Source organism: Nonomuraea sp. NPDC003201 (genome assembly GCF_053590415.1).
The window spans coordinates 18,892-37,778 of sequence record NZ_JBSFTC010000087.1; the positions used below are offsets into that span (position 1 = coordinate 18,892).

Genomic DNA, 18,887 nt, shown 5'->3' on the forward strand with positions numbered 1-18,887 from the left:
AGCTCAGGCGGCAGGGCGGCCCAGGCCGCGCAGTTGGGCGGGGGTCAGCGCGGAGACGTTCTGGTCGATGGGGGATTCGGTGTACTGGTGGATGGCCCAGGACTTCCAGTCGGCCGGTGGGGTGATGGCGCCCTTGGCCTTGCTGTAGTGGGCGACCCACAGGGGGTACTGGGCCAGGCCCTTGCCGTAGGTGTCGGCGAAGTTCCAGCCGCTGTAGATCATCGGGGTGATTCCGGTCTTGGCCTTCACGTGCGACAGCCAGGCCTTGGCCCAGGCGTTGACCTCTGCGACGGACTTGCCGTCGGTGGTCTCCAGGTCCAGGACCAGCAGGTCGCCGGCCTTGGCGGGCTGCGAGTTCACCATGGCGAGGAAGTACTCCGCCTCGGCGATGGGGTTGTTGCTGGGGTGGCCGAAGTGGTACGCGCCCCGCACGATTCCCTTCTTGCCCATTTCGCGCCAGTGGCGGGCGAACGAGGAGTCGCGGAAGGACGTGCCCTCGGTGGCCTTGATGATGCCGAACTGGGCCGGGCTGGCGGTCCAGTCGTACTGGGACTCGTACCTGGAGACGTCCACGCCGTAGGTGAACGCCCTGGTCTCCTGCTGGGTTTGGTGCCGCGCGTCGTGGTCGGTGGTCGAAGCGAGCGCGGTGCCGGTCGCGCCCGTGAAGGCGGCGGTCCCGGCGAGGATCGCGCCGGTGATGGCGAGGCTCAGGTGCTTGGTGGGAAGAGCGCGGTGGCTCTTGAGGGAACGGGCGAGTGCGGCAAGCCGGGGCTTGAGCATGAGGGTATTGACTCCTTGCTTCCATGCCGCCTACCGGGTTAGCTGACGGGTTCGGGCGTGGAAGTGCCCTACGGGCGCAGCCTGGGCTGGCGTCCGATTCACCCCGAAGAGAATGGGTCCCCGGTTCCGCGAGGGGGGCGGATTCGGCGGCCGTACGCGACGCTGGGCGCGGCGCACGGTCTGGTCAACGAAACGGCAACGCAGCAACGCAAAGGCTTGTCACTGCGCTTATCACGGATGCGTAAAAGGTATATATCCCCCATAGATAGTGCAAGTGTGGCAAATCTGGTCACCGGTGTATCGGGCCTGAAGCTCCTTGCTGGTAGCAGGTTCGGAGCTAGGTAAAGGTTTGCGGTCGCCGCTTCCAGGATCTCCTTGTGGAGGATCTCGGTCGTCCCGCGGTGTGGCGGCTGAGGTGAGTGTGGCGACGACCCTGCGAAGATCTGGCTCTGGGCTCTGTGCGGGCCGCGTCGATCGTGGATTCCTCGACGACGAGCGCGGCGGCGATCTCCCGGTTGGACAGGCCGCGGGCGACGAGTTCGAGGGCCTCGCGCTCGCGTGGGGTCAGCACGTCGAGCCTGGCCCGCGTGGCCGCCTATGCCGGACTGGCGCGGGAGCTCGAGATCCGCGCCTGCGGCGGCTCGGCGGACGCGTACCGCGGGCCGGCTCCGTGTCACGTTGCGGCGGATCGCCCGCAGGGACTTCTTCCCGCCCGCCGAGCGGCAGGCGGCGCAGCAGGCCGTACATGATCTCAACCTGTGATGGCACAGCTCATGCGAGGCCGGTGGAGGATGTGGACATGAGAGGCGTTGGGGCAAATGAGTCGGCGTCGCGGCAGCGTACGTCGCCTCAACCTTCGTGGCCTCCTGAGGTGCTCACAGCAGCAGCACCAGGAGGGAGGCGTGGTGCGTGAGGGTGGGTGAGATGGCGGTTCCCGTGGCCATCCAGGCGCCGCCGAGGAGAGCTGGGCCCGTGAAGCGGTTGTCCGGTGGGGTCTGCCCGAGCAGGGCCTCGACCCGGCGGGTGACGTGCGAGCCGGTGAGAGCCGGGTACGCGCTGGAGGTCGACGCCGGTTGCGCCAGGGCGACTCGCGCGATCGTACGTGCGACCAGGACCCGGTCCCCGACGGCCTTGGCGGCTTCCTCGTCGGCCCAGCGCTCCAGAGCGTAGGTCAGCGCCCGGTGCGGATAGACGAGAGCCGGGAAGATCCTCGTGGCGAGGGCGCCGGCCATCAGGTAGAGGTGATGGCGGTGCTTGAGATGCGCGGCCTCGTGCCGCAGCACCACCTCCAGCTCACGCCGGGAGAGCAGGGTCATCAGACCCTTGGAGAGGACCACCCCTCCTTCTCTGCCGGGCACCGCGACGGCGAAGGGGCGTTCGTCGGCGACGAGGCCCATGCCGAGAGCTCGTGCCTTCCTCAGCTCCCCGCGCCAGCTCACGATCGCGTGGACGATGGCGGCGGTGATGATGAGGAGGGCCGCGATCGCGAGGCCGCCCACGGGCGCGGGCACCTGCCCGTGGTCGATGAGGACGTTGCCCATCACGGGGGCATCGGCCGCCTTCAGCGTGCCCGCCGCGATCATGATGACGAACACCAGCACGGCGAGCACGGTCAGCGCTGTGGCGCCGGTGAGCACGACCAGCACCCGCGCGTGCCAGGCCGGGTGCATGCGCGGCTGCCGCCAGGCCATGAGCATGTTGGTCAGGGCCAGCAACGCGACGGGAAGGTAGATCTCCAGATTCACGTGTCGCTCCCGGAGCCTTCGAGCAGTGCGCGCAGGGCCGCCTCCTCCTGCGGGCTCAGCCCGTGGACGAACTGGCCGAGCACCGCGGACGGGTTGTGCGCCAGACGCAGATGGCCGAACATGCGCTCCGCGGCGAGCCCGGACTCGTCGGCGGTCAGCCGGTAGGCATAGGCCCGCCCCTGCTTGGTCCGCTCCACCAGGCGTTTGTCGAGCAGCCGGAACAAGATCGTGTTGACGGTGGTGTAGGCGGGATCGCCGTCCAGCCGGTCACAGATCTCCTGAGGCGGCAGAAAGCCGTCGGCGCCGGCGAGCACGGCCAGCACCTCGGCCTCGAGCTGTCCCAGCTTCCGTCGCGACATCGCTCCTCTTTCCTCGACTCACCGGGTGTCATCGTTATGAAGCCTATGTGGAGGTGATCCTGGTGCACGGCGTCGGTGAAGGTCGCACCATAGGAGCTGCCCAGGACCACGAACCCCCGGCCTCGTCGGAGCCGTACCTCATGGTGCTGTCCATGAGACGGCGTGCCGGGGTTGCGCTGGTCGGCGTTTTGGCGAGCGTCCGTCGCGACCCTCTTGCCGTCGATCGCCCGGACAGCGCACAGAGTGCCTGGATGTCTCATGCGGCAGTCACTGACGGTAGCGTGACCGCCTTGTCGGGAGGGGGAGACGCTCGCTCCGGGCGATCCGGGACGGCTTGAGGGCGTGATGCCGGATGATGCGCAACGTGTCAGTGCGGTCACCAGCACCGCGGAGATCACACAGCGGCTCGCACCATGCCAAGCAGGTCAGGTGGAAGAACAGGGTGACGCGGCCCTCAAGCTACTACTGGTGTAATAGAAATCTAAGGCTCATGCGGCACAAACTATTACACATGTAGTAGCTTGAGGTTATGTCCCTGTTTCCCCCGCCACGGGCGTTGACGGTGTCACTACGCGTGATGGAGCTGCGCGACGTCGCGGCTGCCGTCCGGCTGCACCGGGCCCACCTGGCCGAGGGCTTCTTCGTACAACTCGGCGACAGGTTCCTGCGCCGCTACTACCTGACCTACCTCACGAGTCCGGCCGCCGTCGCCATGGTCGCCGAAGTCAACAGACGGATGGCGGGGTTCCTGCTGGGTTGCACCGATGTCGACATCCATCGCCACCACGTGGCGCGGATGGAGCGCTGGCGCATAGCCCGGGCGGGTGCCGCGGCGCTGCTGGTGCGGCCGGAGCTGACCGGCAGGTTCATCCGCACGAGAGCACAGCGTCCCGCCCGGCGCCTGCGCGCCGCTGGGCGGGACGCCTCAGAGCACGAGCCCCGTGAGCCGGCGGGAGTCCTCAGCCACATCGCGGTGGACGATCGCATGCGACGCTGCGGCGTCGGGAGCCGGCTGGTCGCCGACTTCGCGAACATCGCCGAAGTGTACGGCGTACGCCGCCTCGACCTGCACACCGGCCAGTCCGACGTCAGCGCTCAGCAGTTCTACCGCGACCTGGGCTGGCACCAGCAGGACGTGCTGCACGACAGCGAGGGCAGGGCGTGGGTCCCCTTCCACAAGCACTTGTAGACGCCGACATCGCCGTACCCGATCCCCGAGGAGAGACATGTCCAAGGCGGGCGATGCCCTGCACCGCGCGTTCTTCAACGCGCTGTCCCACCTGCCCGCGGCCGGAACCGACCGGGCACTGAGCCGGTACTTCAACTGGCGGCACCGGAAACCGGATCCCTGGAACTACTCCGGCGACCGGTACGAGCGCGCGCGTCACGCCGCCACGCTCCGGCATCTTCCTCGGCGTGACTACCGCCGGATCCTCGACGTCGGCTGTAGTGAGGGCATCTTCACCGATCTTGTGGCCCGGTCCTATCCGGCGGCCGAGACCATCGGCGTGGACATCTCGCCACATGCCGTCAGGGGCGCAACCGCCCGGGCCGCATCGCCGGCGCGCTTCGAATGCCTGGACATCCGGCGCGAGACTCCCCGAGGGACGTTCGACCTCGTCATCTGCTGCGAGATGCTCTACTACATGGGCGGCTCGACCGCCCTGCGCCAGGTGTCACACCGGCTGCGCGGGCTCCTCGCGCAGGACGGCGTGCTCGCGCTGGCCCACCCCTGGCCCGAGGCGCGGCGCCTGCACCGCCACTTCACCGACGACCCGGCCCTGGCGACGGTCGGCGAGCACATCGTCAGCGACCGGAGCCGGCCGTACGCGGTCTGCCTCTACGAACGCTCCGCGGTGGCTCCCTTCCGCGCGGCCGAGCGGAGGGCCTCATGAAGATCACCGCATCATGCCCGCCGACGCTCGGCACCGGCAAACCGATCGGGGCGGGACTCGCCGATGCCCAAGGTGCCGTGCCGGCCCCTGAAGCCGACCCGACGCGCCATCCCTGCTCAAGGCGTGCGGGCTGAGCGTCTGGGAGTTTGACCACCTCGTGGCCGGCCAGTTCCCGGGTCATCATTGCGCGGACCGGTTCCTGAAGGCGTGCGGCGCGCTTCGGGTGGGACGGCCTGGGCGCACGGGCTGAAGGCCGCTTCAGTTGAGGTCCACAGCTTGAGCTCTTCCTGCTGTATGAGAACGCTCTAATGGACCGCTCGCGTGTGTCCAATCGGCCGGGCGGGAAAGTAAGCACTGGCGGGTGTATTGGGGGCAGGGATGCGACAGAGACTGTGGTGGCTTCTGCCGGTCACCACGGTCGTGCTTCTTCTCGCGGCCACGTCCCTGCTTGTTGTCGCGCAAGGCGCCCAAGCATCGCCGCTGCCGGGCGCCGCGCAGAGCGCGGCGGATGCCGACGATGAAGACCACATCATGTGGCGTCACTATGACCACGATGGCTCCGCGGATCTTGTGGAGCACCGCGCGGGCACAGGCTCTCGGCGCGGCGAGCGATCGAGAAGGACGGCGGACGACGACGTTGACGGCCGGGCGGGGTGGCTGGCTCTGATGGCCATCTCGGGTACGACCGTCTTCGCGGGTGCCGCGTATTGGCTGACGACCAGGCTCGATCCGCGGTCTGGCTTATCGGCGGTGCATGCCGACCCCGATCGCGCCGGCAGGCCGTCTCTTCGGGCCACCGTAGTGAGAGCTAGTCGAGACCAACAGTGTGGAGCAGGATGGCGATGGCGGCGATGGCCAGAAGGACGACGAACAGCATGACGGTCGCGACGGTCATCACTACCCGTCGCCAGCGGGTCAGCTCTTCGCGGCTCATCGCTCCATGGCCGGTTTCGCGTGCCACACTGCGACGTCAACAGGCGAGATGGCAGGAGCAAGGCAAGCCCCGATGGATATTTCTCCGTCATGGGCCTGGACGGGCGCGCAGACTGGAGGTCTCATCGCCGTCGAGGGAAGGCGTCGTGGTTCTGGGTGTCCAGGGGATGGTCTGGGCGGGGGCCGGTCTCGGTTCCGACAGCCGTGTTATGGGTGCTGGATCTCTATGAGTTCCTGCGGGTGATCTGAGCGCCTTGGCGCGGGGGTGTCAGGCGGGGACGAGCAGGGTGGTCAGGAGGTCATCCAGGGCGATGAGGCCCTCGACACGGCCGTCGTCGGTCCGGATCAGGGCTATCTGGCTGTGCGCCTCGCGGAGCCGGGCCACAGCCTTGGCGATCGAGACGCCGGGCGGCAGCACCGGGAGGCGGTAGGCGAGGTGCTTGGCCGTCGATGCAGCGTTGCGCCTGTGGGCCAGATAGGCGTCGCGTACGTGGACCACGCCTACCGGATCGGTGATCGGGCCGACGACCAAGCGGGAGAGCCGGGTGCGCAGGGCCACGTCGATCACCTGCTGTGGGGTCGCCGCGGCGGGCACGGTGACGATCTTCTCTGCCGGGATGATCAGCGGGGCGATGTCGGTGGTGGGGGCGCGCAGGGCCTGGCTGAGCACGGCGTGGTCGTCGGGCTCGATGAGCCCGAGCCGGCGTGACTCCTCCACCAGGTGCTGGAGCTGTGCGGGGGTGCGCGGGTTGGCGCCCTCCTCACGCGGGTGGACCTTGAACAGCCGTAGCAGGCCGTTGGTGATGGCGTTCAACGCGCTGATCAGCGGGCGGACCAGCAGAGTGAATCCGCGGAACGGCAGCGCCAGGAGGGTGGCCGAGCGCTCGGGATGGGCGATGGCCCAGGATTTGGGCGCCATCTCGCCGAGCACCATGTGGAGGAAGGTCACGAGGGCCAGCGCGATGACGAAGGCGACCGTGTGTGCGGCGGCTTCGGGCAGGCCGATGGCGTTGAAGAGCGGGGTGAGTGTGCCGGCGATGAGCGGCTCGGAGACCACGCCGAGGCCGAGCGAGCACAGCGTGATGCCGAGCTGGGCGCCCGCGAGCATCAGCGACAGTTCCTTGATGCCCGCCAGGGCGGCTGAGGCGGCCTTGCTGCCCTGGGCGGCGGCCTTCTCCAGGCGGTGGCGTTTGGCGGCGACCAAGGCGAACTCGGCGGCGACGAAGAAGCCGTTGCCGACCAGCAGGAGCAGGGTCAGCACGAGGCCGGTGGACAGGCTCACGACTGCTCCTCTTCGCGGTTGGGGATCAGGCGGACACGTTCGGGGACGTGCCGGTCAAGGGTCAGGACCTCGATGCGGGCGTGGGTGGGCGCGTCGGGGTCGAGGGTGGCGGGCAGTTCGACGGTGATGACATCGCCGGGTGCGGCGAAGCGGCCGAGCCGGTGCAGGATGAGCCCGGCCAGGGTGTCGTACTCGTCCTCGTCGGGCAGTTGCAGGTCGGTCTCGAGGGCGATCTCGTCGATGCGCAGACCGGCGTCCAGTTCCCATCCGCCGTCGCGGCGTACCGCCGTGGGGGTGTCGAGGTCGTTCTCGTCGGAGATCTCGCCGACGAGCTCTTCGGCCACGTCCTCCCAGGTGAGGAGCCCGGCGAGCCCGCCGTGCTCGTCGACGACGCAGGCGACCTCCTCGCCCCGCTCGTGTAGCTGCTGGACGAGGTCCGGCAGGGAGATCGAGAACGGGACGATGAGCACCTCCCGGGCGATGTCGGCGATGCGGGTCTCGTGGGCCTTGTCGGCCGGAATGGCGGCTACGTCGTGCAGGCTGACCTGCCCGATCACGTCGTCGAGGGTAGTGCCGAGCACGGGGTAATGGGTGTGGCCGTGGGCGGCGATGAGCTGGTCGAGGTCGGTGACGGTGGCGGTGCCGCTGATGGCGATCACCTCGACGCGGGGAACCATGACCTCTTCGGCGGTGTGGTCGGAGAAGGCCAGTGCCCGCTCCAGCACGTCGGCGTGGCTGCCGGGCAGGTGGCCGTGGGCTTCGGACTCGCCGATGATGTGGCCGAGCTCTTCCAGGGTGGCGCCGTGGTGGAGTTCCTCGACGGGCTCGATGCCGACAGCCCGCAGCAGCTTGTTGGCCGCGGCGTCGAACAGCTTGATGATCGGGCCGGCGACGGTGAGGTAGATCAGGGTGGAGGTGGCCAGGGCGCGGGCGAGCGGTTCGGGTTTGGCCAGGGCGAGGTTCTTGGGGGCGAGCTCGCCCAAGACCATCTGGATGACGGTGGCCACTGCGAAGCCGATCGCCAGGGCCACCGCCCCGACCATGCCCGACGGCATGCCGAGCGCGGTCAGCCCTGGCGCGATCAGCTCGGCCAGCGCGGGGCGGGCGATGAAACCGACCACCAGCGCGGTGACGGTGATGCCGAGCTGCGCCCCGGACAGCATGAACGACAGCCGCTCCATCACCTTGACGGCCTTGGCCGCCTTCTTGTCGCCCGATGCGGCCTGCGCGGACAGGGCGAGGCGGTCGGCGCTGACGTAGGCGAACTCCTGAGCGACGAAGTAGCCGGTGGCCGCGGTGAGCAGGAAGACGGCCAGCAGGCCCAGAGCCACACTCACCGGGTCCGTCCCCCTTCAGGCGTGCAGCGAGACTTGCCCGGGTTCGCTGTCATCGTTCCTTCCCATCGTGCCGTGCCCCGGCTGGCACCGGATGGCGCGCGGGGCCCCGCGCCCGTGCGCGCTGTCTTGGACGCTAGCCGATGCGTACCCACCGTAGCCAACCGGGGCGTACCGGCCGGCTGTCCCGCCTGCGAGGCGGGACGGGCCTCACAGGTGGGCTGCGGTGCCGTCGGCCATGACGGGCGGCGGAGTGGCAGGGCTGACGTGGACCAGCGCATCGACCAGTTTCGGTACGCCGTGGAGCAGGGCATCTCTCGCCTGATTGGCGACCTGATGAGCTTCGGCGAAGGAGAGGCTTTCGGCGGCCTGGATGGACACCTCCGAGCGCAGCCGGTGACCGACCCACCGCATGCGGATGGTGTGCACCGCGGTGACCTCGGGCACGGAGGCGAGGACCTCCTCGGCGCGGGAGATCAGCGCAGGATCCACGCCGTCCATCAGCCTCCGGTAGATCTCCTTGGCCGCGGTGACCAGGACCATGACGATGGCGGCACAGATGATCAGCCCGACGATGGGGTCTGCCAGCGGGAACCCCAGCGCGACGCCGGCCGCGCTGAACACCACCGCCAGGGACGTGAGCCCGTCGGTGCGGGCATGGAGGCCGTCGGCGACCAAAGCCGCCGAGCCGATGCGTCGGCCGACCCGGATCCGGTAGACGGCCACGAGCTCGTTGCCGGCGAACCCGATCAGACCAGCGGCGAAGACCCAGCCCACGTTGGTGATTTCCTGTGGATCGAAGAGCCTCTTGATCGACTCGTAGCCGGCCAGGGCGGCCGACGCCGCGATGGTCAGCACGATGAAGATCCCGGCGATGTCCTCGGCTCTGCCGTAGCCGTAGGTGTAGCGGCGGTTGGCGGCACGCCGTCCCAGAACGAAGGCGAACCACAACGGCACTGCGGTGAGGGCGTCGGCGAAGTTGTGGACGGTGTCGGCGAGCAGGGCCACCGATCCGCTGATCGCGACGATCACCACCTGCAGGATGGCGGTGACGCCGAGGCCGATCAGGCTGATCTTCAGCGCACGGATGCCTTCGCCGCTGGCCTCCAGCGCGTCGTCCAGAGAATCCGAGGCGTCGTGGGAATGAGGCGTGAAAAGGTGCCGCACCCCCGACCAGAGGCCCCGGCCGGCTCCGTGACCATGCCCATGCCCGTGTCCGTGCCCGTGTTCGGTCTCGTGTCCGTGGTCGCGGTCGTGCTCGCGCGCTGAATGCTGGTCTTGTTGCGTCATGGAGATGTCCGATCGCCGTCAGCGGACCAAGGTGGGCAGGTGGAAATCGCCTTCCCGACGGTAGGGCTCCGCGAAGGCGTAACGTCCGTGATGACCGATGCCGTGGTAGATGTGTACGGCTTTGTCCAGGGCCTGATGGACAGCTCGTCCGCGCTCGAGGTCGCTGTCCAACTCGGCGAAGCCGGGCACCAGGGCTTCGAGGTCGGCAGGGGTGAGCTGCTCGGTCCAGTGGCGCCCGGAGAACTCCATCTGCGACTCGAGCATGTCCATCGCGGCCACCTTCTGCTGCCAGTGCGGGGCGATGTCGACCACGCAGTTGGGACGCGAAGGGGTCATGTAGTAGATGGTCGGAACCGGATGCGGCTTCAGGTCGTCGTCCTCGGCGAAGTTCCTGGAGGCCAGCCCCAGAGCCTCGAGGATGAGTGTCATCGCGGGCCGTCGATCGGGGTCGAGATCGGCCAGGGAGTGCTCGGGGTCCTGGGTGATGACGATCGTCGGGCGGACTGTGCGGATCGCGCGGACCAGGGCGCGCTTGTGCTCCTCGTCCACCGCCACGAACCCGTTGCGGAACCCCAGGAAGTCGACCTCGACGCCGAGCACGTCCGCCGCTTTGCTCACATCCGCGCGCATGCGCTCGCGGCACAGCATGAGCGTGGCGAACGACTGGCCGCCCGCGGCGACGTTGGCCGCCAGGGCTCCTCCGCACTCCACCAGTTCCATCCCGTACACACCAATAAGCAGCACACGTTCGGGCATTATCTGCATTCCTCCAGTCAGCGTAAACGCGCCTATATCTGGAGTTAAGCTCAACTTTTGTGGAACGCGCAAGGGTTCGGTAATAAATCCAGTTAAATCGGAATGGGCGGCATCTGCGTGCTGTGTACAGTTGCGCAGCCATCGCAAGAGCGTCTTGGTACGAGGAGGGAGCTGGAGGCAGATGCGAGACGCATCCAGCGTTCATGGGCCTTCGTCGAGCAGGAAACACGCGCGAGAAAGCTCTCATTTTGGCCCGATATGCAGCATGTCATAGGGTAATATCGCTTACCCGATCAAGATCTCCTGACATATCGGCTCTCGGGTGACCCCATCCTGCCCTGGTGAGGGCACCTGCATGCTCGAGGCCACTACCAGTGGGCAGGTCCTCTCCAGTGCGCACGACCCTGCCCGGTGGGCCCCATGCGGGATGTTGCCGAGGTAGTCTCTCTGTCATCCGGATGAAATATGGGGTTAAACGGCGCGCTCCTCGCAGTTGGGAACTGTTCCCATCTTAAAGTCCTATGTTGACATGCGATTCGCGTGCAATCTACTTTGAGTAGAAGGTCTTCGGGTGCGGCGGTATCGCCGCCATGATTCATTCATTTCCCCGACAATTGCTTCTGCGGTTCGGCTGATGAAGTCATGCCGTCCCGCGTTCCCTCAACACAGGTGCCCCCACCGCCTATCGCGCCCCCACGCGAGAGGAGTCGAAGTGCGCCCATTTCGAAGAATGCTGGGCCTGGCCCTGGTGGGCTCGCTGGCACTGGCCTGCGGCGCGTGCACCAGCGGCGCTCAAGGTGCGGGCGACCCCGGTGCGGCGAAATACCAGCCGATCGCCGACGACGTGTCCGGCCGCACGCGGGTGCCGGCCGTGAAGTTACTGACCAAGACCTCGGCCGAGGATCCGCGTCGTTACGAGCAGGCCCGCCTGATCGTCGAAGCATGGCAGCAGGCGGGCATCCCGGCCGAGCTGCTCGCCGTCCGCGGCGCCGAGGTGACCCGCCGGGCCTTCACCAGCAAGGACTTCGACGCCTACCTCGTGGTCTACGACCCCACTCCCGACCGGCTCGACCCGGACAACATCCTGGCGAGGTTCACCTCGGCCAGCGCAGGGACCGCGGGCTCCAACGTCTCCGGCTACCGCAACAGCGATCTACGAGCCGCCCACGCTGAACCCGGTCACCCTGGAGACCACCGAGGCGCAGCTACCGCTGTCGCACATCTACGACAGCCTGGTGCGGATCGGACCGGACGGCGAGCTGCGTAACTGGGCCGCGACATCGATCAAGGTCAGCGGAGACCGAGTGACCGCGACCCTGCGGCCAGGAATGCGGTTCAGCGACGGGGAACCGGTCAGCGCGGCCGACGTGGCGTTCACCGTCAACGGCCGGCGAAGGTGAAGGGCCCGGACCCGACCGGGGCGTCGTTGGTGAACTGTTCACGTTCCAGCCGAGGCAGGCGCAGGACAAGTACGGGAGGCGGTTTCTCAGTTTCCTGCCTGCGATCAGCAATGACGCCCTCAAAAGGCTCGGTGCCGTCGTTCGTGGATGGCGGCTGTACCAGCGGGTCAACCTCACTGAGCAAGAGCTCGCTAAGGCGATCAACCCGATCGTGGCGGGCTGGATGCGGTACTACGGCCACTTCTATCGGTCGAAGCTGTAGTACAAACGGCTGCGGGCAAGAAAGAAGGCCCACCAGGCGTGGCTGAGGGTCACCAAGCAGTACCCGAGGCTGTTCGCGCACTGGCGCTGGATCGTCACCATGCCCGCCGTCTGGTGACCAGGGTGACAAGAGCCGTATAAATCGAGAGGTTTACGTACGGATCTGTGGGAGAGCCGGGAGGTGAGATCCCTCCCGGCTACCCGCCCGCAAAAGCAATGATCGTTTCCCGCATCACGCCGTCGAGCCCTGCACCGCCTGAAAGACGCCTGGCTGTGTCCCGCTTCCAACCGCAACACGGCCCGTGCGGAGGATGTGGCGGCGCTGCGACCTGGTCACGCCCAAGAGCGCACATGCCCCGCGCATATGCCCCGGCCTCACTCAAGCAGTGAGCGATCACCTTGGCACCCCGGATGCCGTCTCAAAATGTCCGAACGGGCTCAAACGGTCGGTCAGGAAGGCGACGATCTCGTCCCTGGCCTTCAGCGTGGGATGTCCTTCCTCATCGACGAGGTGGGCGGTGACAACGCTGTGGGGGGTCCCGACCACGTCGCCGAAGAACGGTGGCGGGCTGGTGTTCGCGGAACCGCCCGGAAGAACACGACCGTCGAAGGCGTCACCGAGGAGTGCCTGGTAGGCGGCGAAGCGCTGGCCGGTGCACCAGCGGTCGTCGTCGAAGCGGTAGGCGAGAACCTTCAGCCCGTCGCGCGTGATGCGGTCTCGGACCGCGTGCGCGTCCTCGTCGCTGATCTCGAGTCCGGCAGGGTCGTCCAGCGGCAGCGACGGGTGGTTGACCACCGGCGCGATGACAGCCGGCTCAAGCGCCATGGTGAGAGCGAAGTTGCCGGTGAAGCACAGTCCGATCGCGCCGACTCCCGGACCGCCGCATTCGGTGTGGGCTTGGCGCGCGAGCCCACGTAGCCATGCCGTGACGGGGCTGGTCCCGCCCCCGGCGAACGCACGGAACTCGGCACTGACACACGCGCGGCGGACGACCTCCGTACCACCCTCGACCGTGGGGTAGGCACCGTCGATCCCGAAGAGTGAGGGGACATAGACGGTGAAGCCCGCATCCCGCAGCCACCGCGCCAGTCGAAGGACGTCAGGACTGATGCCGGGCATCTCCGGCATCAACACGACGGCCGGCCCGGAACCCGCGATGTACACCGTCTTCTCCACCCCCTCCACGTCCACGAGTCGGCGGGAGAAGTCCGTGATCATGTCGTCAAGTCGTCCGCTGGCAGCGCTCATGGTGACAGCGTGGACCAATGCCCCCGCACACAGTGAGAGGCCAGATCGCCACGTTTGGGGGTAATCTCGCCGTAGGCCGGCGGTGAGGAGGCGAGCGTGAGCACGCTGCGGGTTGGCGTCCTGGCCTATCCAGGCTGCTTCGCGTCCGAGGTGTTCGGCGTCCCCGATCTCCTGACGATGGCCACGCACGTTGCCGGACCGGACGGCCCCGGATACGAGGTGTCGATCGTTTCGCCTCGTCGTCGGGTCACCGCATCGGGTGGTGCGGCATTGGACGTCTCTCCGCTGCGCGAGGTGGATGTTCTTGTCGTGCCAGGGTTCGAGCTCCTGCCGAGCCTGGATGTCGACGCGAAGCTCGCACCCCTCGCCGCTGAAATTGCGGCGATCCGCTCACACGCGGCTGGGGGCACTGCCGTCGTCTCGATCTGTGTCGGTGCGTTTCTCCTCGCCGAGGCTGGACTCCTCGACGGACGCCGGGCTACGACAGCCTGGCTCCTCGCGGACGAACTGGCTCGACGCTGTCCGGACGCTGACGTCCGACCCGAGTGTCTGGTCGTCACCGACACGGGGGTGACGACGACGGCGGCCTTCAGTGCCATGTACGACTTCGCGCTGGATCTGATCCGCCAACACAGCGGCGCCGGCGTGGCACGGACAACCGCGCGGGTGGCGCTCGTCGACGATGCGCGATCGTCCCAGACTCCATACGTGGACGCGCGACTTCTTCCGCAGCCCGGAAACGCGTTCTCCCACAAGGTCATGCGATGGCTCGACCAGAACCTTGCCGCGCGATACGACCTCGCCGCGTTGTCGGACACGTTCAAGGTCAGCACTCGGACGCTGCTGCGGCGCTTCGCGCACGAGACCGGCCAGAGCCCGCTGGAGTACCTGCGGTCATCGCGTGTCCGTCGCGCCCGCCACCTCCTTGAGACCACGAACCGAACCGTCGCCGGCATCTCCGCCGCGGTCGGGTACAGGGATCCCAGCACGTTCGCCGCCCTCTTCGCCAAACACACCGGACGACGCCCAAGGGACTACCGCGCGGCCTTCCGTCGTGTTGACTGATCATCCGACCCCGAAGTGCTAGTTCGGCCAGGACATGGCCTACCTCAGCCCCGCCTGGGTGCTCGCTGCTGATGAGCCCGTCCCGGCGGCCGGTGTCGACCTCGGCCTGGCGGACCCATTGCCGCACCGCGGTCTCGGTCAGGTCGAAGTCTTGGCCACCTGCCCGACCGAGCGGTCACCGCGCCGGCACAGTTCGACGATCTCGGCTTCGAACTCCGGCGTGAACGAGCGGCGAGGACGCGGCTTCTTCCCCATGCTCTCCATCTTGGACATCCTTCCGGGGACGAGCCCCTGATCTCGGATGTCCGTCAAACCGGATCAAGCCCAGTCAGACGTTCTGTTGTTCTGCGAGCCGGTCGCGCTGACGCTGGCCGTAGGCCGCTTTGCGAACGGTCCCGTCGTCCTCGAGCCCGGAGCCGAAGGCGCCGCCCACCATCGCGCTGGAGGTCAGGAACCAGGCCAGCGCCAGGTAGTCGGTGACGCCCGATCGATGGTTCAGCGTCTGCGAGAACGGGGCGGGGGCCAGCACAAGCGCGCCGACCCCGGTGAGAACCACGAACAGCACCGCGTAAAGGCAGAGCACGCCCAGTGTGATGGTGATCAGGGTGACGGTGTTGTAGAGGTGGGCACGGGCCTTGGGCACCTTGCCGCCGGGACGCTCCCACAACTCGTGGTCGACGATGATCCATGCGGCGAGAGCGAGGATGGACAGCACCATGATCAGCGACTGCCGCCAGGTGTCCAGCGCGGCGGAGAGCTGCCAGGCGGTGTCGTTGATCACGCCGAACGCGGCGGTGGCGAACACGCCCGCCAGCGCCCGTGACAACGAGGTGAACAGCCGCCATGGGCGGTTGGCCCGCACCATGCCGGCGAGTAGGCGCACCCGCCCGCGCAGGCCGGGCATGACGTAGCGATCGGGGACGACCCGGCCGGGCTCGGTGTCTCCTTCCACCCTGCGGCCGATCGCAGGGAGGCGGTCACGGCCGGTGGGCGGGAGGACGAGCAGGCCGACGACGTTCACCACGGCCTCCAAGGTCCGGCCGGCCAGGTGAAAGGTGCCGAGGGCGGGCAACGACAGCAGGGCGACGCGGTCGCCGGTGCTGACCTCCGCGCTCACCGCGTCCAGGCCCAGCCGGCGAGGGAGGTCGGTGAGGAATATCCCGACGTCCCAGCCGGACTCGGGCAGGTGCGGTCGGACAGCGGTGAGCATGGCTGAGATGTCGACCTGCTCTTCCGCCGCCAGGGGAGCGGTGTGCGCGCACACCTGCCAGTCGAAGCCCGGGCCGAGCCGCTCCCGCAACCGGCCGGGTAGGTCGCGCGCCGCCCTCACAGCCAGCTCGGTGGGCAGGTCAGGATCGGCGACCAGGGCGATACGCATGTCCAGGCCCTACCCCGAGCGGATCGCCCTGACCAGGGGTCACTGGCCCAGGCCGGTGACGAGGTTGATGGCCACGGCCAGGATGCCGGTGTTGAAGAAGTAGGACAGCAGGGCGTGCGCGAGGGCTACCTTGCGGATGTGCGTGCTGACCACACGGTTGTCGGTGACGCCGAAGGTCACGCCGATCGTGAACGCGAGGTAGGCGAAGTCGCTGTACGCCGGCGGGTCCTCCTGCCCGAAGTCGATGCCGCCGTCCTCGTCCACGTAGTAGAGCCTGGCGTACTTGAAGGCGAACACCGTGTTCACCAGGCCCCACGACACGACGACCGTCACCACGCTCAGGATGACCAGGGCCGTCGTCAGCGGGGTGTGACTGGCGGCGCGGACCAGGGCGAGCGCCACCGCCCCCAGGCTGGCCACCGCGCCGATCAGCACGCCGGTGTCGGTGGAGCGAGCGTCGCCCTCCTCTTCGGCCAACCGCTTGGTGTCATGGTGATCCTTGGGCCAGCTGATCAGCCACACCCAGACCAGGCCCACCGTCGCGGCCACACCCCAGCCGAGCAGCGGCGACAACTCCGGGACCCCCAGCCGCCAGGCACCGGCCGCCATGACGACCCCGGCCCCCAGCGATGTCAGCACGCGCCTCACCGATATGACGCGCTTCCCCGCGCGTCCCCTGGACCCAGACCTCACCGCTCCAACATCCCAACGAGCCCCCGCAGCCAAGGTACCCCCGGCCGATGCAGTCGCCAATCGGAGTTCAGGCCGGCGATCAGGGCAGGATCGAGGTCAAATCCTTCGGCATGGTGGACTTCACGTCCTCCCACTCGCCATCGGTAATGTGCTTCCTGAGCGCTTGCAAAACCTTCTTGACCAGGTCCTCCTCGCTCTCCTGGAGGTCGAAGGCCAGTTCGCCGCAGACGCGGTGGAGGAACTCCTCGCGATCGGCCTTGACCGGCACCTTGCTCGGCCGCCAGCCGTCGTAGTAGACCCCGCGGATCAGCAGCGGCAACTGGGCGGCGAGGTGGGCGCTCTCGTCCACGGTCAGCCGGTCGCGCAGGGCGTGCAGCACGGCGCGCAGGGCGGCGTAGGACTGGTTGCGGTGCTCGGGGGTCCAGCCGTGCGCCTCCTCGATCTCTCGCAGCACGCGGTTCGTTTTGTCGACCGTACGGTTGAACGGCGCATAACCGGTCTCCGCCATCTCCTTCACCCCTTCCTTACATCCTCGGGCAGGCCTCGGCTCAAGGCTCGGCGCGGCGGACGGGAGGTCACATCCCCCAGCCGGGTAGTGGTGCCCCGCGGGTGTGAAAGATCTTGGCGGGCTTGGGATTCACCGTTCCCCGTCGTGGCAGGCGGTCATGGGAGGGACAGCATGCGGGGACGCGATCGGGAGTGGCGTCACGTCGATGGCCTGCTGCGGGTGTTGCGGCGAGGTGCGGGCGGGACGCTGCTGGTGGACGGAGAACCCGGATCGGGGAAGAGCCGGCTGCTGGCCGAAGCCGTCGCCGAGGCGTCCGAACGCGGCATCGGGGTTGTCCACGGCAGGGTGGAGGAGCTGGGCGAGGTCGCCCCGTGCGGCATGTTGCTGGAGGCCCTCGATCTGCGCTCTGAGCCGGAAGCGGGCGACGCCGCCGCCCGCTTCGGTCTGCCGGTCCTGGAGCGGCTGCGGGCAGGGTTCGAGCAGCTGGCCACGTCACCGGTGCTGGCCGCGCTCGACGACCTGCAACGGGCGGACCTGGTGACGCTGAGGACGTTGCACAGCCTGCACGATCGGCTGGCCAACTGGCCCATCGGCTGGATGATGAGCCGCTCGACAGTGCTGGACGGGGGCCAGGCCGTGTCGCTGTTCGACATCCTGGAACGGGAGGGGGCCGACAGGGTGACGCTCGCGCCGCTGTCACCGGACGCGGTCGCGGCGCTGACGCAGGACACGCTCGGGCGGTCGCCGGACCCGGCGACGCGGGCGCTGGCGGCGGCCGCCGGAGGCAATCCGCTACTGATCACCGAGCTGTTCGCGGGGCTGCGCGAGGAAGGGCTGCTGGGGGACGCGGCGCGGGCCCGCGTGCCCGACCGGCTGCGGATGGTGGTGCGGCGCTGGATCGACACGCTGAGCGCGGAGGCCAGGAGCCTGATGGAGACGATCGCGGTGCTGGGCCGTTCGTTGCCGCTGGAGCACGCCGCGTCGCTGCTGGACACCACGCCCGCCGCGCTGCTCCCGATGACGGAGGAGGCCACGGCCGCGGGCATCCTCCTCGTGACCGAGCACGGCCTCACCTTCCGTCACGAACTCGTCGGGGACGTCGTCGCCGCGGGCATCCCCTCATCGGTGCGGCAGACCCTGCTCGACCAGTCCGGCGTTCTCATGGGCTCTGAGCGGCCGGGGTCGGCCGGCCTGCTCACCGGCCCGGCCTCCTCCGACATAGACGCGGCGGTCGCCAGTGGCCGGCTGGACGAGGCCGAGCAGATGGTGCGTGGCCGCCTCGCCGAGCACGGCTCCGTGTACGGGGTGGCCGAACTGCGCTGCCTGCTCGCGGACACCATGTACCTGACGGGCCGGGGTGAGGAGGCGATCCGCGAGGCCGAGACGGTGCTGGCCGTGCCGGGTCTACCCCGCCACGTACACGAGCGGGCGACCCTCGTGCGTCTGTACGCCACGGTGCGCCTGCGGGAGGACGCCGGCTCGCGGTCGTTCGCGCAGGAGGTCATCGACGGAACGGATCGATACGGTCCCGCAGCCAGGACCGCCGCGCTGGTCGCCCTGGCCACCGCCGAGCGGCACGAGGGCAGGCTCACGGCCGCGCTGGCCCTGGCGGAGAGCGCCGGGCGGCTGGCCGCCGCCGACGCGCCCGAGGACCGCCGCTACGAGGCCTGCCTGGCCACCGTCGCCGTGCTCGTCGACATCCACCGGCTGGACGAGGCACGGACGATGCTCCGCCAGGCACGCAAGGACATGTTCGGCCACGGTCATCTGGCCTGGGCGGCGGACGCCTCGGCGCTGGAGGCCCGCCTGGAGCTGCTCGCGGGCCGTTTCGATGAAGCGGTCACCCAGGCGAACAGGGCCCTGGACCTGGCCGGTGCGCTCATCACGCCGCAGCAATATGCAAGAAAATCGGTATCCGCAGATCGACTATGTAACGGCGACGAAATCCGCATGTAGATT

The 18,887-nt window shown here is 68.3% G+C and carries 21 protein-coding genes and 1 riboswitch; of the genes, 7 read left to right on the top strand and 14 right to left on the bottom strand.

Annotated elements, in window-relative coordinates; translation table 11 throughout:
* Positions 1 to 3: 3 nt before the first annotated feature.
* The 4 genes from ACWDX9_RS27605 to ACWDX9_RS27620 all read right to left on the bottom strand — a co-directional run bounded on the left by ACWDX9_RS27605 (position 4) and on the right by ACWDX9_RS27620 (position 2,884).
* Entirely contained in the window at positions 4 to 780 is a 777-nt protein-coding gene (locus ACWDX9_RS27605) for a glycoside hydrolase family 25 protein (protein ID WP_449958895.1), read from the bottom strand.
* A gap of 12 nt (positions 781 to 792) precedes the next feature.
* Positions 793 to 939, bottom strand: a riboswitch (cyclic di-AMP (ydaO/yuaA leader).
* A 178-nt stretch (positions 940 to 1,117) separates the two neighbouring features.
* The gene (locus tag ACWDX9_RS27610; RefSeq protein ID WP_449958898.1) at positions 1,118 to 1,351 is read right to left on the bottom strand and encodes a LuxR C-terminal-related transcriptional regulator; all 234 of its coding nucleotides are present in this window, start codon (positions 1,349 to 1,351) and stop codon (positions 1,118 to 1,120) included.
* 304 nt (positions 1,352 to 1,655) lie between these two features.
* Positions 1,656 to 2,525, bottom strand: coding sequence for a M56 family metallopeptidase (locus ACWDX9_RS27615; protein ID WP_449958901.1), 870 nt, complete (start codon positions 2,523 to 2,525; stop codon positions 1,656 to 1,658).
* Complete coding sequence (locus ACWDX9_RS27620) at positions 2,522 to 2,884, bottom strand: BlaI/MecI/CopY family transcriptional regulator (protein WP_449958904.1); 363 nt, start codon at positions 2,882 to 2,884, stop codon at positions 2,522 to 2,524. The genes ACWDX9_RS27615 and ACWDX9_RS27620 overlap by 4 nt, the downstream gene beginning before the upstream one ends.
* A gap of 529 nt (positions 2,885 to 3,413) precedes the next feature.
* Between ACWDX9_RS27620 and ACWDX9_RS27625 the strand changes: the two genes are divergently transcribed.
* Positions 3,414 to 4,073: a GNAT family N-acetyltransferase gene (locus ACWDX9_RS27625; RefSeq protein ID WP_449958907.1), complete on the top strand. Its 660-nt coding sequence runs from the start codon at positions 3,414 to 3,416 to the stop codon at positions 4,071 to 4,073.
* A 37-nt stretch (positions 4,074 to 4,110) separates the two neighbouring features.
* The gene (locus ACWDX9_RS27630; protein WP_449958910.1) at positions 4,111 to 4,779 is read left to right on the top strand and encodes a class I SAM-dependent methyltransferase; all 669 of its coding nucleotides are present in this window, start codon (positions 4,111 to 4,113) and stop codon (positions 4,777 to 4,779) included.
* 808 nt (positions 4,780 to 5,587) lie between these two features.
* Here ACWDX9_RS27630 and ACWDX9_RS27635 read toward each other — a convergent pair.
* From ACWDX9_RS27635 to ACWDX9_RS27655, 5 genes are all read right to left on the bottom strand, one after another.
* Positions 5,588 to 5,713: a hypothetical protein gene (locus ACWDX9_RS27635; protein ID WP_449958913.1), complete on the bottom strand. Its 126-nt coding sequence runs from the start codon at positions 5,711 to 5,713 to the stop codon at positions 5,588 to 5,590.
* A 267-nt stretch (positions 5,714 to 5,980) separates the two neighbouring features.
* On the bottom strand, positions 5,981 to 6,994 hold the full coding sequence (locus tag ACWDX9_RS27640) for a hemolysin family protein (RefSeq protein ID WP_449958915.1): 1,014 nt from the start codon (positions 6,992 to 6,994) through the stop codon (positions 5,981 to 5,983).
* The gene (locus ACWDX9_RS27645) at positions 6,991 to 8,331 is read right to left on the bottom strand and encodes a hemolysin family protein (RefSeq protein ID WP_449958918.1); all 1,341 of its coding nucleotides are present in this window, start codon (positions 8,329 to 8,331) and stop codon (positions 6,991 to 6,993) included. The genes ACWDX9_RS27640 and ACWDX9_RS27645 overlap by 4 nt, the downstream gene beginning before the upstream one ends.
* Before the next feature lie 207 nt (positions 8,332 to 8,538).
* Positions 8,539 to 9,495: a cation diffusion facilitator family transporter gene (locus ACWDX9_RS27650; protein ID WP_449958920.1), complete on the bottom strand. Its 957-nt coding sequence runs from the start codon at positions 9,493 to 9,495 to the stop codon at positions 8,539 to 8,541.
* Positions 9,496 to 9,636: 141 nt separating this feature from the next.
* Positions 9,637 to 10,374 (bottom strand): PIG-L deacetylase family protein, encoded by a 738-nt coding sequence (locus tag ACWDX9_RS27655; protein WP_449958923.1) that lies wholly within the window; start codon positions 10,372 to 10,374, stop codon positions 9,637 to 9,639.
* Between the two features lie 712 nt (positions 10,375 to 11,086).
* Here ACWDX9_RS27655 and ACWDX9_RS27660 point away from each other — a divergent pair.
* From ACWDX9_RS27660 to ACWDX9_RS27670, 3 genes are all read left to right on the top strand, one after another.
* Positions 11,087 to 11,641 (top strand): hypothetical protein, encoded by a 555-nt coding sequence (locus ACWDX9_RS27660; RefSeq protein ID WP_449958926.1) that lies wholly within the window; start codon positions 11,087 to 11,089, stop codon positions 11,639 to 11,641.
* Positions 11,610 to 11,774 carry an ABC transporter substrate-binding protein gene (locus ACWDX9_RS27665; protein ID WP_449958928.1) on the top strand — a complete coding sequence of 55 codons (165 nt, stop codon included), beginning with the start codon at positions 11,610 to 11,612 and terminating at the stop codon, positions 11,772 to 11,774. The genes ACWDX9_RS27660 and ACWDX9_RS27665 overlap by 32 nt, the downstream gene beginning before the upstream one ends.
* A gap of 103 nt (positions 11,775 to 11,877) precedes the next feature.
* Positions 11,878 to 12,036, top strand: a complete 159-nt coding sequence (locus ACWDX9_RS27670) for a group II intron maturase-specific domain-containing protein (RefSeq protein ID WP_449958950.1) — start codon at positions 11,878 to 11,880, stop codon at positions 12,034 to 12,036.
* Between the two features lie 393 nt (positions 12,037 to 12,429).
* Here the strand turns inward: ACWDX9_RS27670 and ACWDX9_RS27675 are convergent, their stop codons facing one another.
* The gene (locus ACWDX9_RS27675) at positions 12,430 to 13,254 is read right to left on the bottom strand and encodes a dienelactone hydrolase family protein (RefSeq protein ID WP_449958930.1); all 825 of its coding nucleotides are present in this window, start codon (positions 13,252 to 13,254) and stop codon (positions 12,430 to 12,432) included.
* 126 nt (positions 13,255 to 13,380) lie between these two features.
* Between ACWDX9_RS27675 and ACWDX9_RS27680 the strand changes: the two genes are divergently transcribed.
* Positions 13,381 to 14,349 (top strand): GlxA family transcriptional regulator, encoded by a 969-nt coding sequence (locus ACWDX9_RS27680; protein ID WP_449958933.1) that lies wholly within the window; start codon positions 13,381 to 13,383, stop codon positions 14,347 to 14,349.
* A 138-nt stretch (positions 14,350 to 14,487) separates the two neighbouring features.
* Here the strand turns inward: ACWDX9_RS27680 and ACWDX9_RS27685 are convergent, their stop codons facing one another.
* The 4 genes from ACWDX9_RS27685 to ACWDX9_RS27700 all read right to left on the bottom strand — a co-directional run bounded on the left by ACWDX9_RS27685 (position 14,488) and on the right by ACWDX9_RS27700 (position 16,928).
* The gene (locus ACWDX9_RS27685) at positions 14,488 to 14,613 is read right to left on the bottom strand and encodes a hypothetical protein (RefSeq protein WP_449958935.1); all 126 of its coding nucleotides are present in this window, start codon (positions 14,611 to 14,613) and stop codon (positions 14,488 to 14,490) included.
* A gap of 64 nt (positions 14,614 to 14,677) precedes the next feature.
* Positions 14,678 to 15,727, bottom strand: a complete 1,050-nt coding sequence (locus tag ACWDX9_RS27690; RefSeq protein WP_449958938.1) for a hypothetical protein — start codon at positions 15,725 to 15,727, stop codon at positions 14,678 to 14,680.
* Positions 15,728 to 15,766: 39 nt separating this feature from the next.
* On the bottom strand, positions 15,767 to 16,366 hold the full coding sequence (locus tag ACWDX9_RS27695; RefSeq protein ID WP_449958941.1) for a DUF1345 domain-containing protein: 600 nt from the start codon (positions 16,364 to 16,366) through the stop codon (positions 15,767 to 15,769).
* Between the two features lie 133 nt (positions 16,367 to 16,499).
* Complete coding sequence (locus ACWDX9_RS27700) at positions 16,500 to 16,928, bottom strand: DUF2267 domain-containing protein (protein WP_449958953.1); 429 nt, start codon at positions 16,926 to 16,928, stop codon at positions 16,500 to 16,502.
* Between the two features lie 171 nt (positions 16,929 to 17,099).
* Here ACWDX9_RS27700 and ACWDX9_RS27705 point away from each other — a divergent pair, with 171 nt between their 5' ends.
* Complete coding sequence (locus tag ACWDX9_RS27705; RefSeq protein ID WP_449958944.1) at positions 17,100 to 18,884, top strand: AAA family ATPase; 1,785 nt, start codon at positions 17,100 to 17,102, stop codon at positions 18,882 to 18,884.
* Positions 18,885 to 18,887 lie beyond the last annotated feature (3 nt).

Bases quoted from the DNA above. Each gene is read 5' to 3' on its own strand.
- ACWDX9_RS27690 (WP_449958938.1), bottom strand. From the start codon at position 15,727: ATGCGTATCGCCCTGGTCGCCGATCCTGACCTGCCCACCGAGCTGGCT.
- ACWDX9_RS27685 (WP_449958935.1), bottom strand. From the start codon at position 14,613: ATGGAGAGCATGGGGAAGAAGCCGCGTCCTCGCCGCTCGTTCACGCCG.
- ACWDX9_RS27700 (WP_449958953.1), bottom strand. From the start codon at position 16,928: ATGGCGGAGACCGGTTATGCGCCGTTCAACCGTACGGTCGACAAAACG.
- ACWDX9_RS27635 (WP_449958913.1), bottom strand. From the start codon at position 5,713: ATGAGCCGCGAAGAGCTGACCCGCTGGCGACGGGTAGTGATGACCGTC.
- ACWDX9_RS27655 (WP_449958923.1), bottom strand. From the start codon at position 10,374: ATGCCCGAACGTGTGCTGCTTATTGGTGTGTACGGGATGGAACTGGTG.
- ACWDX9_RS27605 (WP_449958895.1), bottom strand. From the start codon at position 780: ATGCTCAAGCCCCGGCTTGCCGCACTCGCCCGTTCCCTCAAGAGCCAC.
- ACWDX9_RS27630 (WP_449958910.1), top strand. From the start codon at position 4,111: ATGTCCAAGGCGGGCGATGCCCTGCACCGCGCGTTCTTCAACGCGCTG.
- ACWDX9_RS27625 (WP_449958907.1), top strand. From the start codon at position 3,414: ATGTCCCTGTTTCCCCCGCCACGGGCGTTGACGGTGTCACTACGCGTG.
- ACWDX9_RS27675 (WP_449958930.1), bottom strand. From the start codon at position 13,254: ATGATCACGGACTTCTCCCGCCGACTCGTGGACGTGGAGGGGGTGGAG.
- ACWDX9_RS27620 (WP_449958904.1), bottom strand. From the start codon at position 2,884: ATGTCGCGACGGAAGCTGGGACAGCTCGAGGCCGAGGTGCTGGCCGTG.
- ACWDX9_RS27705 (WP_449958944.1), top strand. From the start codon at position 17,100: ATGCGGGGACGCGATCGGGAGTGGCGTCACGTCGATGGCCTGCTGCGG.